The sequence below is a fragment of the Streptacidiphilus sp. MAP12-20 genome (assembly GCF_041262525.1).
Classification (GTDB): Bacteria; Actinomycetota; Actinomycetes; order Streptomycetales; family Streptomycetaceae; genus Streptacidiphilus.
Map to the genome: position 1 here is coordinate 85,229 of NZ_JBGCCK010000007.1, position 12,460 is coordinate 97,688.

Annotated in this window: 9 protein-coding genes and 1 pseudogene; 6 read left to right on the top strand and 4 right to left on the bottom strand. The window is 70.4% G+C overall.

Features of this window, described 5'->3' with window-relative positions; translation table 11 throughout:
* The first annotated feature begins 109 nt into the window (after window positions 1-109).
* The 4 genes and pseudogenes from ABIA32_RS11295 to ABIA32_RS11310 all read left to right on the top strand — a co-directional run.
* Window positions 110-994 (top strand): MarR family winged helix-turn-helix transcriptional regulator, encoded by an 885-nt coding sequence (locus tag ABIA32_RS11295; protein WP_370093892.1) that lies wholly within the window; start codon window positions 110-112, stop codon window positions 992-994.
* A gap of 101 nt (window positions 995-1,095) precedes the next feature.
* Window positions 1,096-1,350: a DUF1049 domain-containing protein gene (locus ABIA32_RS11300; protein ID WP_370093893.1), complete on the top strand. Its 255-nt coding sequence runs from the start codon at window positions 1,096-1,098 to the stop codon at window positions 1,348-1,350.
* 474 nt (window positions 1,351-1,824) lie between these two features.
* Window positions 1,825-2,592 (top strand): lytic transglycosylase domain-containing protein, encoded by a 768-nt coding sequence (locus tag ABIA32_RS11305; protein ID WP_370093894.1) that lies wholly within the window; start codon window positions 1,825-1,827, stop codon window positions 2,590-2,592.
* Between the two features lie 245 nt (window positions 2,593-2,837).
* Window positions 2,838-4,436: pseudogene (locus ABIA32_RS11310) on the top strand (AMP-binding protein); the annotation flags it as partial.
* 41 nt (window positions 4,437-4,477) lie between these two features.
* Here the strand turns inward: ABIA32_RS11310 and ABIA32_RS11315 are convergent.
* Window positions 4,478-5,416 (bottom strand): TrmB family transcriptional regulator, encoded by a 939-nt coding sequence (locus ABIA32_RS11315; protein ID WP_370093895.1) that lies wholly within the window; start codon window positions 5,414-5,416, stop codon window positions 4,478-4,480.
* A 271-nt stretch (window positions 5,417-5,687) separates the two neighbouring features.
* Here ABIA32_RS11315 and ABIA32_RS11320 point away from each other — a divergent pair, with 271 nt between their 5' ends.
* Window positions 5,688-7,673, top strand: a complete 1,986-nt coding sequence (locus tag ABIA32_RS11320) for a putative Ig domain-containing protein (RefSeq protein WP_370093896.1) — start codon at window positions 5,688-5,690, stop codon at window positions 7,671-7,673.
* A gap of 111 nt (window positions 7,674-7,784) precedes the next feature.
* Complete coding sequence (locus tag ABIA32_RS11325) at window positions 7,785-9,377, top strand: MDR family MFS transporter (RefSeq protein WP_370093897.1); 1,593 nt, start codon at window positions 7,785-7,787, stop codon at window positions 9,375-9,377.
* A gap of 11 nt (window positions 9,378-9,388) precedes the next feature.
* On the opposite strand, the gene ABIA32_RS11330 is transcribed toward ABIA32_RS11325, so the two are convergent.
* From ABIA32_RS11330 to hpnH, 3 genes are all read right to left on the bottom strand, one after another.
* The gene (locus ABIA32_RS11330; protein WP_370093898.1) at window positions 9,389-10,402 is read right to left on the bottom strand and encodes a hypothetical protein; all 1,014 of its coding nucleotides are present in this window, start codon (window positions 10,400-10,402) and stop codon (window positions 9,389-9,391) included.
* A 78-nt stretch (window positions 10,403-10,480) separates the two neighbouring features.
* The gene (locus ABIA32_RS11335) at window positions 10,481-11,251 is read right to left on the bottom strand and encodes a hypothetical protein (RefSeq protein ID WP_370093899.1); all 771 of its coding nucleotides are present in this window, start codon (window positions 11,249-11,251) and stop codon (window positions 10,481-10,483) included.
* A gap of 147 nt (window positions 11,252-11,398) precedes the next feature.
* Window positions 11,399-12,403, bottom strand: coding sequence for an adenosyl-hopene transferase HpnH (gene hpnH, locus ABIA32_RS11340; RefSeq protein ID WP_370093900.1), 1,005 nt, complete (start codon window positions 12,401-12,403; stop codon window positions 11,399-11,401).
* Window positions 12,404-12,460 lie beyond the last annotated feature (57 nt).

The following is a 12,460-nucleotide window of genomic DNA, read 5'->3' on the forward strand; positions in this document are numbered from 1 at the left end:
CGGTACCTGCCCACGGTCGCGCCGACTCACATCCGAACGCGCCCACCCACAGGGCTGCTGCGTCGGTGGAACACATCAGGACGGTCCTATGGTGCTGGGGGATATCGACATGACGGGTACGCCGATCCGCTTGTCCCAGTCGCCAGGGCAGCTGATCCGCATAGCCCAGCAAGTCCACACCCGGTTGTGGACCGAGCATGTCGGAGCCGAGCTGACCGCGCCGCAGTACGCGGCGCTGATCGCCCTGGCCCTGGAGCCGGGCGCGGACCAGCGCACGGTGGGCGAGCGCGCTTCACTGGACAAGGCGACCATGGCCGAGATGGTCGGCCGCCTGGTCCGACGCGGCCTGGTGCTGCGCCGCCGGGACCCGGCCGACGGCCGCCGCAAGCTGCTGACCCTCTCGCCGCACGGCGAGCAGGTCATGAACGCGGCCTCGGCAGGCGTCGCGGTGGTCCAGCGCGAGCTGCTGGTCCCACTGACCGAGGCGGAGCGCTCCGAGCTGATGATGGCTCTGGCCCGGATGGCCCGGATGGAGGACCTGGCGCTGGAGACCATGGTGGACGCCCGTCCGCTGCTGGACGCCCCACGCGTGATCGGGTACCTGATCCGGGTCTCCCAGCAGGTCCACACCCGGCTCTGGACCGAGATGGTCCCCGGCGAGCTCACCGCACCGCAGCACGCGGTGCTGGACGCGCTCGCCGAGGAGCCCGACATCGACCAGCGCACGGTCGGCGAGCGGACCTCCCTGGACAAGGCCACCATGGCGGAGCTGATCAGCCGCCTGGTCCGACGCGGCCTGGTGCTGCGCCGCCGCGACCCTTCGGACGGCCGTCGCAACCTGCTGGCACTGGCCCCCGCCGGCGCGCGGCTGCTGGAGGAGGTGGCCCCCGGCGTGACGGAGGTCCAGTCCCGCCTCCTGGAGCCGCTGGACGAGCTGGAGCGGGCGCGGGTCCGGCTGCTGCTCGGCGTGGTCGCCAGGCTGACGGAGCGCTGATCGCCCGAAGGGGGGCGCGAGGACCTGGTCCTCGCGCCCCCATTCGGCGTTTTCGGCCGCTCCGGCGCGCGCGGCGACGGCGTCGGCCGGAGACTTGTCCCATGGCGAAGACCTCGGGCAGCACCACGGCAGAGCGGAAGATCGCCGGCGTCACCGTGAACGCGCGCTCGGTGATCAGCGCCGTGCTCGCGATTCTGGCCGTCTGGTTCATCCTGATGAACACCGCCAGCGCGAAGATCCACCTGTGGGGTCTGTCCACGGTCACCATGCCCATGTGGGTCATGCTCGCGGTCATGCTCCTGGTCGGGATCGTGCTCGGCTGGTTCGGCAAGCGGTACCGCGACAACCGCAAATGAGCGGTCGCGGAGTGAGCCGCGACACACTGAGCTTCTGTTCCACTATCGCCGATAGTTGATCGTTTGTGCCCCTTTGGCGATCGCCCCGTCCGCATGGATGGGGCGATCGGTCATTTTGGGGAGAAGTGCACCCACTGCCTTCACGTAGGCCTTACGCGATCTGCACGCCCTTCCGGTGGGGTCGAGCCGGGTGACTTCGGTGTGACTTCGGGGTGATGGCGGCTCGGTCCGGCGCGGGCGCGAACGTCGTTCCACTACGGACTCCGGTAGTAGAAGCCTCGTTGATCTGGCCTGGCGGGCTTGTTATCAATGGCGTTGTCGTCACGTCGGCCCCGCAATCGCAGGGCCGCTCGCAGTCCGGCACCAGCCCGAAACCGGCGTGCCACTGGCGCCGTCCGACTCCGCAGCGCACCTGTCCCGCGCTGCGGGCGTAGGTCGGCCGGCTGCCCAGCCAACCGATTGAGAGCTTCTTCCATGCCTTCCTTGCCCTCCTTCAACCTGCGCAAGATCAGTCTGCGCAAGCGCGGCATCGCCATCGCCTCCTCCGTCGCTGCCGTCGGCCTGGCCGCCACCGCGGCCGTGGCCCTCCCGAGCAACAGCGCGAGCAGCTCGGTCGCCGAGCCCAACGCCAAGGCCGCCGTCGCCAGCGCGAGCGCGCAGGCCCAGCAGGAGGCCGCGAAGCAGGCCGCCGACGCGAAGGCCGCCGCTGACAAGGCCGCCGCCGCCAAGAAGGCCGCCGAGCAGAAGGCCGCTGCGGAGAAGAAGGCCGCTGCCGACAAGGCCGCCGAGCAGAAGGCTGCTGCCGACAAGGCCGCTGCCGACAAGGCTGCGGCTGACAAGGCGGCTGCGGAGAAGGCTGCCGCCGACAAGGCCGCCGCTGACAAGGCTGCCGCCGACCGCGCCGCCGCGGACGCCGCTGCGGCCGCCAACCGCTCGCAGCAGCGCACCACGATCAGCGGCAGCCCGCAGGACATCGCCGCGCAGATCGTCCCGGCCGACCAGTTGGCCTCGTTCGACCAGATCATCTCCCACGAGAGCGGCTGGAACGTCAGCGCGACCAACCCGTCCTCCGGTGCCTACGGCCTGGCCCAGGCCCTGCCGGGCTCCAAGATGGCCTCGGCCGGCGCCGACTGGCAGACCAACCCGGCGACCCAGATCCGCTGGGCCCTGGACTACATGAACAGCACGTACGGCAGCCCGAACGCCGCCTGGGCCTTCTGGCAGCAGAACAGCTGGTACTAGACGGACCGCAGCGGTCCACTGATGCGAATGGGGCCCTCCCCGGCGACGCCGGGGAGGGCCTCCTCGCGTTCCACCCGGTCTTCCGCCTACCCGGACCCTTGTCAGCAGGCCGCTGGGCTGCCACGATCTTGCCCTCTGTGAGATAGCGCGTCAGCAGCATCCGTGCTCCGCAGTCGGAGGAGGCGTCCGTGGCCGGCACCGGTCAGCCCTGGCACCGGTACTACGCGACCGGAGTGCCGCACAAGGTGAGCATTCCCAACATTCCCGTCAGCGGGCTGCTCGACGAGGCCGCCCAGCGCCACGGGCGACGGACGGCGCTGGTCTTCCTGGGCCGAAAGACCAGCTACCGCGCGCTGCAGCGCGCCGTCGAGCGCTTCGCCGGCGGCCTCGCCGGACTGGGCGTCGGCCGGGGCGACCGGGTCGCCTTGGTGCTGCCGAACTGTCCGCAGTACGTGATCGCCTTCTACGCGATCCTGCGGCTCGGGGCCATCGCCGTACCGACCAACCCGCTCTACACCGAGTCCGAGCTCGCCCACCAGCTCAAGGACTCCGGCGCCGTCGTCGCCGTCGTCTACGACGGCGCCTTCGAGCACATCGACGCGGTCCGCAGCCGGACCGCGCTGCGGCATGTCGTGGTTGCCTCGCTCGCCGAGGCGCTGCCGCTGCGTTCGCGGCTGGCCCTGCGGCTGCCGCTCGCCCGGGCCCGCGCACTGCGAGCCAAGCTCACCACCCCGCTGCCGCCGGGCGCGGACCAGGTGCCCTTCGCGTCGGTCGCCCGTGGCCCGCGAGCGAGCAGCGCCGCGCTCGGGCCGGTCAGCCCGCGCACCGCCGTCGCCGTGCTGCAGTACACCGGCGGCACCACCGGCACGCCCAAGGGCGCCATGCTGACCCACCGCAACCTGGTCGCCAACGCGCACCAGGTGCGGGCCTGGTATCCGCAGCTGCGGCCCGGCCGCGAGACGCTGCTGGCCTGCCTGCCGATGTTCCACGTCTACGGCATGACCATGTGCCTCGGCGTCGCCGCCACCGCCGGCGCGCGCACCGTGCTGCTGCCGAACTTCGACCCGGAGCTGGTCGTCAAGACGCTGCGCAGATGGCGGCCCACGCTCTTCCCCGGGGTGCCGCCGATGTACCAGGCGCTGATGAAGGAGGCCGAGAAGCACGGCCCCGAACTCACCCGCGCACTGCGCTCGGTGCGCTACTGCATCTCCGGCGCGATGCGCCTGGAGCCCGAGACGGTGGACCGCTTCCGCGCTCTGACGGGGGGTCATCTCGTCGAGGGCTACGGCCTGTCCGAGGCCTCACCGGTCGTGCTGGCCAACCCGCTCAACGCCAACGCCCGGCCGGGCACGGTCGGCATACCGCTGCCGGGGACCGAGGTGCGGATCGTCGCGGAGGACGACGCTTCTCGGGAGCAACCGTACGGCCTGGCGGGGGAGTTGGTGGTGCGTGGGCCGCAGGTCTTCGGCGGCTACTGGCACGAGCGCGAGGACAGTGCGGCGATGCTGCACGACCACTGGCTCTTCACCGGCGACATCGCGGTGATGAGCCCGGACGGGTTCGTCACCGTCATCGACCGCAAGCGCGACGTCATCATCGCCTCCGGCTTCAGCATCTTCCCGACCGAGATCGAGGAGGTGCTACTGGCGCACCCGGCGGTCGCGGACGCCGCGGTCGTGGGCGTGCCCGACGCCTACCGGGGCGAGACCGTGAAGGCCTGCGTGATCGTCAGGCCGGGCAGCCGGCTGACCGAGCGGTCGCTGATCGAATACTGCGCCGCCCGGCTCACCGGCTACAAGGTGCCGAAGATCGTGGAGTTCAGGGTGGACCCGCTGCCCCGCAACATGCTCGGCAAGGTGCTGCGCCGAGTGCTGCGGGACGAGCATCAGGCCTGGGACGCGTCCGGATCCGCCTCGTTCGAGACTTCGAGGGAGACGCCGTCGGCTGCCGGGAAGTCTGCTGCCGGGGAGTCGGCGGCGGACTGGCCCGCCGCGCCCTCGGGCTGAGCGTCCCTGAGTGCCTCGGTGAGCGTCGGGCTCTCCTCCCAGATGGCCTTGAAGGCCAGGGCGAGCGCGGCGGCCAGCGAGGGGTGCCGGATGCACAGCGTGGTGGTCGCGCCGTCCCTGGCCACCGGGTCGGGCATGTCGCAGAGCACGGTCGAGCCGTCGGAGATGATCATCTTCAGCGGCAGGTCGTCCGCGATCCGCACCTCCTCGCCGGCCTCGACGAACAGGTGCATCACCTCGACCAGCTTCGGATCCTCCAGCACCTCACGGGTGTAGAGCGAGCGGACGGTCCGCCCGGCCGCGTGCAGGCGGGCGCTGGCCTCCAGGCCGGCGATGTTCTCCGGCGGGGTGATCCACGGCGGCTTGCAGAAGCTGAGCAGCTCGCCCTCCGAGGTCGACTGCATCCGCGCGAAGCGCTCGGCGATGTCCGCCGGGTCGCGCAGCACCTCGACGTAGTCGAGCGGGTCGGTGTGGGTGCGGCCGCTGTCGTAGGTGGGCTTGAGCTCGCGGGCGAGCTCGGAGGAGAGCCGCTCGAGGCGGCCGAGCGAGCGTCGCTGCTGCTCGATCAGCCGCTCGACGGCCGTCTCGGGGGCGACTGCCGAGTATCCGGCCACGCGGCCGGGGTGGAGCATGGCGAGCTGCCGGCGGATCAGCCCTTCCAACACGTCGTAGACGCGCTGCCGGGGCACGCCCGCCTCCCTGGCGACTTCCGCCGCGGTGAAGACGTCGCGGCGGATCAGGGCGAGGTACACCCGGGCCTCGTAGTTCGTGAGGCCGAGTTCCTCCAGGTCGGCTGCGCGTCGATCGTCCGTCTGCATGCAGGCACGTTAGCGGCGAACGTGCGGGTGCTGGCAAGCGCCATCCGCGAGTTGGTGGGTTCGAGGCGCCAGTTGGTGGGATTTTTCCGGACAGACCGGGGTGGTACCGCCGTCTTGTGGCGGAACTTCTGAGTTCGCTATGTTACTCGCGCTGTACACCACAACCCGGGGTGTCTGCGTGATCATATGTCATGCCCACGTAACATTCCGGCGGTTCAGAAGTACGGCAGACCTGCACGACACCCCACGTCCCCCATGGGAGGGCTGTACGTTGCACAACTCCGAGAGCGCCGCCACGAGCGGCAGGACCCGCAGGACCGCCGCGGTCGCGATATCCGTGACCGCCGTGGTCGCTGCCACCCTCGGCGCCATCGCGCCGACCAGTTCGGCAGCCACCACGTCAGGCGGGTCCGCCGCCCGCCCGGCGGTCCACACCAAGCACCTCTGCGCCGCACCCAAGCACGTGCACCAGATGTCCTGCCTGGCGCTCGCGCGGACCGACGTGGTCCAGCCGCACGCCTTCGCGGTCCACGCGGTCACCCCACTGGCGACCCCGTCCGGCTTCGGTCCCGGCGACCTGCAGAGCGCCTACGCACTGCCGGCCAACGGCGGCGCGGGCGCGACCGTCGCGATCGTCGACGCGCTGGACGACCCGAACGCCGAGGCGGACCTGGCGACGTATCGCAGCCAGTACGGTCTGCCAGCCTGCACCACGGCCAACGGCTGCTTCTCGAAGGTGGACCAGAACGGCGGCACCAGCTACCCGACCGCCGACTCGGGCTGGGCCGGGGAGATCTCCCTCGACCTGGACATGGTCTCCGCGATCGCTCCGAACGCGCACATCATCCTGGTCGAGGCGAGCAGCGCGAGCATGACCGACCTCGGCACCTCGGTCAACGAGGCGGTGGCGCTCGGCGCGAAGTACGTCTCCAACAGCTACGGCGGCTCCGAGTCCTCCTCGGACACCAGCTACGACTCGTCGTACTTCAACCACCCGGGCGTCGCCATCACGGTCTCCGCCGGTGACTCCGCCTACGGCGCGCAGTACCCCGCAGGTTCGCAGTACGTCACCTCGGTGGGCGGCACCGCGCTCTCGCGCGCCTCGAACTCGCGCGGCTGGACCGAGTCGGTCTGGTCGACCAGCAGCACCGAGGGCACCGGCTCCGGCTGCTCGGCGTACGACCCCAAGCCGAGCTGGCAGACCGACTCCGGCTGCTCGAACCGGACCATCTCCGACGTCTCGGCGGTCGCGGACCCGGCGACCGGCGTCGCGGTCTACGACAGCTACCAGGCCACCGGGTGGAACGTGTACGGCGGCACCAGCGCCTCGTCCCCGATCATCGCCTCGGTCTACGCCGACGCGGGCACCCCGGGTGCGAGCGACTACCCGGCCCAGTACCCGTACCAGCACACGAGCGCACTGAACGACGTGACCACCGGCTCCAACGGCACCTGCTCGCCCAGCTACCTCTGCACGGCGGGTGTCGGCTACGACGGCCCGACCGGCCTCGGCACGCCGAACGGCCTGACCGCCTTCGCGGCGGGCTCGGCGAGCACCGAAATGGTGTCGGTGACCAACCCGGGAACGCTGAGTTCGACCGTCGGCACTGCGGTCTCCAAGCAGATCAGCGCCACCGACTCGGCCGGTAAGTCGCTGACCTACAGCGCCACCGGTCTCCCGGCGGGGCTGAGCATCTCCTCCAGCGGTCTGGTCAGCGGCACGCCGACGACCAGCGGCAGCTCCTCGGTGACGGTGACGGCCACCTCCGGCACCGCCTCCGGCAGCACGAGCTTCACCTGGACCGTCGGCACCGCCGTGACCGGCGGCGTCACCAATGGCGGCTTCGAGACCGGCAGCTTCTCGGGCTGGACCACGACCGGCAACGCCGCGGTCATCGCGGGTGCGGCCCGCTCCGGCAGCTACGGCGCGATGCTGGGTTCGACCAGCCCGTCGAACACCTCCACCGCGGCGCAGGCCTTCACCGCGCCGTCCGGCAGCAGCACGCTGTCCTTCTACTACAGCAACACCTGCCCCGACACGGTCACCTACGACTGGGCCACGGCGACGCTGAAGGACAACACCACGGGCACGACCACCACGGTCCTGGCCCAGACCTGCGCCAGCTCCTCGGCCTGGACCCAGGTCACCTCGGCCGTGACGGCGGGCCACAGCTACACGCTGACGCTCACCAACAAGGACGACAACTACGCCGGCGACCCGACCTACACCTACTACGACGACGTAACGGTCTCCTGACCTTCCCTGTCACCGCTCTGAGCAGAGGAAACACAGCCCCGCCGCCGCTTACTTGCCGTAAGGCAAGCCCCGGTGGCGGGGCTGTCACAGCCATGCAGTACGGTGCCTCGCATGTCAGAGATCTCGACCGACACCCCGGTCACCCCGCCCGGCCCGGAAGCCCCGCAGGCCGACGGCCCCAACTACCTCAGCCACAAGCAGATCATGGTCGTCATGGGCGGCCTGATGGCCGGCATGCTGCTCGCTGCTCTCGACCAGAGCATCGTCGGCACGGCCCTGCCCACGATCGTCAGCCAGCTCGGCGGCATCGACAAGCTCTCCTGGGTGGTCACCGCCTACCTGCTCACCTCGACGGCGGCCACGCCGCTCTGGGGCAAGATCTCCGACCTGTACGGCCGCCGGATCATCTTCCAGGCCGCGATCGTGATCTTCCTGATCGGCTCGGTGCTGGCCGGTCTCAGCCAGAACATGGGCGAGCTGATCGCCTTCCGCGCCATCCAGGGCATCGGTGGCGGCGGTCTCATGTCGCTCGCCTTCGCCATCATCGGCGACGTCATACCCCCGCGTGAGCGTGGCCGCTACCAGGGTCTGATGGGCGCGGTCTTCGGCCTCGCCAGCGTGGCCGGCCCGCTGCTCGGCGGGTGGTTCACCGACTCGATCGGCTGGCGCTGGATCTTCTACATCAACCTGCCCGTCGGCATCGGCGCGCTGGTGGTCTGCTCCTTCGCGCTCAAGCTGCCGGTCAACCGGCGCGAGCACAAGATCGATTACCTGGGTTCGATGCTGATCGTCGCCGGCGTCACCAGCCTGCTGCTCTACCTGAACTGGGCCGGCACCAGCTACGGCTGGGTCTCCTGGCAGGGTCTGGCGCTGCTGGGCGGCTCCATCCTGCTGACGGTCGCCTTCGTCGTGGTCGAGCAGCGTGCGACGGAGCCGATCCTGCCGATGCGGCTCTTCCGCAACCCGGTCTTCCGGATCGGCAACGGCTTCGGCTTCTTCGCCGGCTTCGCGATGTTCGGCGGCATCATCTACCTGCCGGTCTACCTGCAGGCGGTGCAGGGCATGTCGGCCACAAAGTCGGGCCTGGGCATGCTGCCCGCGGTCGCGGGCATCATGGCCACGGCGATCACCTCGGGCCGGATCATGGCCAAGACGGGCAAGTACAAGATCTACCCGATCGTCGGCGCCCTGGTGATCATCGGCTCGCTGCTGCTGCTCAGCACGCTGACCAACACCACGCCGTACTGGCAGGTCGCGATCTTCGCCTTCTGCTTCGGCTCGGGCCTGGGACTGACCATGCAGACGCTGGTGACGGCCATTCAGAACTCGGTCGACTTCCGCGATATGGGCGTGGCCACCGCGTCGGCGACGTTCTTCCGCCAGATCGGCGCGTCCATCGGCACGGCGATCTTCGGCACGGTGCTGACCAGCCGCCTCAGCCACTACATGGCGCAGGAGTTCGCGCACTCCCCGAAGGGCAGCGGCGCGCTCAAGGGCATGGACACCAACAACGTGCAGGCCATCCAGCACCTGCCCGCTCCGGTGAAGGGGCACGTGACGGCCGCCTTCGCGCACGCGATCGGTGACTTGTTCCTGATCGGCGTGCCGTTCATCGTGATCGCGCTGGGCTTCGCGCTGGTCCTCAAGGAGGTCAAGCTCAAGTCGATGGAGGCCGGCGCGGTGGACGCGCCGCCCGCGCACTGAGCCCGGTCCGCTCAGTAGTTGAAGCCCACGTGGACGTGGTCGTGGTGAGTGTCGTCGCTGAAGAAGCCCGCGCCGCTCAACTGCCACGGCCCGCCCACGTTGTAGGACCCGGCCGCCGCTGCCGCGCGCATGAAGCCCTCGGTGAGTGAGCGCGGGGCGGCCGGGTCCACCACGGCGTGGCCGTCGATCCGCCAGACGTCGAAGGCCCGGCCCTTCGGGTGATCACTCGGGCGGGTGGTCCCGAAGACGTCGATCGGGTGCCCGGAGCGCACGACGCTCAGCTCCACGCGATGGCTGCGCGCGAGCGTGAGCAGGGCGGTCAGGGCGCTGTCGTGGATGTTCCCGCTGAGCACGTCCGCGCGGCCGGCGGGCGGCAGTGTGATCGCGTCGGACGCGAGGACGGCGCGTGCCGCGCTGCCGAGCGTCGTGGCGGCGGGCCCGGGTTGCGCCGGATGCAGCGCGGTCACCCGCCACAGCGGCTGCGCGCTGCTGAGCCGCACGTCGACTGTCGTCCCGCCGGTGCCGTTCCCCGCGTTCCCCGGCGTGTACTGGCGGCAGACGACGAGGACGCTGGCCGAGTCGCTGAGAATCCCGCCATACTGCGCCTCCAGCACCTGCAGCGCGGCCTCCGGCGCCCCGGACAGCAGGTTCCCCGCCTGATCGGCGAGCCCGGGATCGTACCCGGCCCCGCCCGCCCGCCCACGCGCGGCGGCCACGCCGGAACCGCCGACCGCCCAGCTCCCCAGCGCCTCGACCAGCCGCACCGCCCGCAGCTTCACCTGCGGCTGCACGTCATTGCTGCTCGGTTGCCACGCGGTGGTAGGCGGCAGGGTCGGTGTCGGCGAGGGGGTCGGTGTCGGCGGCGCGCTACTCGCGGCCGACGGGACCGGGCTGCGACTGGCCCCGCCGGTCTGGCTGTTCTGACTGCTCTCGGCGGTTCCGGACACGGTGCTCGTGCATCCCGCCAGGCCGAGCGCGGCTCCCGCTCCGGCCGCGAGGACTCTCCGCCTGCTGACGACGCTCACCGTCCCAGTCTGCGCCCGATCCGCCCCGCTGGGACGGATCCACACGGGACTCACAGCCCGCCCCGCCCCCCGCGCCGCTCAGGCGGAGCTGCGGGCCATCTGGTCCAGTGCCCGGAGCAGGACAGGGAGTTCCGGGCCGCGGCCCAGGGGGAGGAGTTCGTGCGGCTTCTCGTCGAGGAGCAGCAGGGCGATGTCCTCCGTGTGGGCGGCGAGGCTCCAGCCGGGGCCGTCGGCGCGGACGATGCGGGCGCCGTCGGGGGCCGGGGCGGAGCGGACGCGGCCGGCCGGGGGAGGGTCGCTGGTGTAGCCGAGGGCCTCGTCGAGGACGCGTTGGATGTGGGCGGCGGGCTTCGCGCCGGTGCCGTCGAAGCTGGCGTGGACGGTGACCTGGTCGCGCCACTTGAGCCACTGCTTGGCCACGTCATCGGCCGCCATCCGCCGCTGCGCGGGACCCCAGCCCTTCGGGTCCGGGGCGGTGAGCCGGATCGGCTGCTCGCCCGGAGGATCGTGCGGTGCGGGCAGCGCAGGCGTGGCGATGGTGATGGCGAGCGGCCAGCCGGCGACCGTCTGCACGACCGTGCGCTCCGGCGCGGACAGTTCGTAGGGCATCCCGCAGTCCCAGGCGGCTATCGCGCAGCCGATCAGCGCCGCGTCGTCGGAGACGACGGTCCAGCGAGCGCCGGAGCCGTCCTGGCCGAAGAGCAGGCCGTAGCCGTCGGTCCAGGGCTCGACGTCGAGGGCCGCGCAGGCCTCCGGGTAGTCGTCGCCGAGCACGCTCGGGAACTGGGCAGGGGTCAGCAGCAGGGCTGTGAGCACGTGAAACGTGTCCAGATCGTCCTTCGCGGCCATGGAATTGCCCCCAGATCGCCCGAAAATCTCCGACTGGCTCGGAGGGGGCTCATGCTAGTGACGCGTCGGCGGCGATTGCTAGGGACGAAAGGGACGGGCCGCTGCGACGGGTGAACGTCACAGCGGCCCGACAGCAGGCGGGAGCGGTCAGCCGGCGGTGACCGCCCGCAGGCTCTCGCGCAGCGAGGACATGGTGGCCAGCACGGCCGTCGGCTCGTAGCCGCAGTGGGCCATGCAGTTGTCGCAGCGGGCGTCCTTGCCGCGGCCGTAGTTGTCCCACTCGGTGGTGTCCAGCAGCTCCTGATAGGTCTCGGTGTAACCGTCGGCCATCAGGTAGCAGGGCTTCTGCCAGCCCTTGAGGGAGTAGGACGGAATGGCCCACGGAGTGCACTCGAAGTCCTGCTTCCCCTCCAGGAAGTCCAGATAGAGCGCGGAGTGGTTGAGCCGCCACTTCTTGCGGCGGCCGTCGCCGAAGGCTTTCTTGAACAGCTGGCGGGTCTGCTCGACGCCGAGGAAGCGGTCCTGGTCGGGCGCCTTCTCGTAGGCGTAACCGGGCGAGATCTGCATCCGGTCGACCTTGAGCTCGTCATTGAGGTAGTCGAGCACCTCGATGATGTCCTGCGGGCTGTCGTTGTTGAAGAACGTCGAGTTCGTGTAGACCTGGAATCCGGCGGCCTTGGCCTGCCTGATGGCCTCGATCGCCTGGTCGAAGACGCCGTCCTTGCTCACCGACTCGTCGTGCCGCTCGCGGAGCCCGTCGATGTGGACCATCCAGGCGAAATTCCGGTTCGGCTTGAACTTGTGCAGGTGCTTGGGGAGCAGCACGGCGTTGGTGCAGAGCACCACGAACTTGCCGCGCTTCAGCAGCTGCCGGGTGATCTCGTCGATCTGCGGGTGCATCAACGGTTCGCCGCCGGCCAGGGAGACCATGGGCGCGCCGGCCTCCTCGACGGCTGCCACAGCCTGCTCGACGGGCATCCGCTGCTTCAGCACGCTCGCAGGGTGCTGGATCTTGCCGCAACCCGCACAGGCGAGGTTGCAGGCGAAGAGGGGTTCGACCTCCACGATGAGTGGGAACTTCTCGCGACGGAGAAGCTTCTGCTTGAGGAGGTAGCCGCCCATCTTGACGGTCAGATTGAGTGGGAGTCCCATGATCCATGTCTCCGTTCCCCCGGGCCCCGGGTCCGTGGCCCTCCTCTAACATACAGT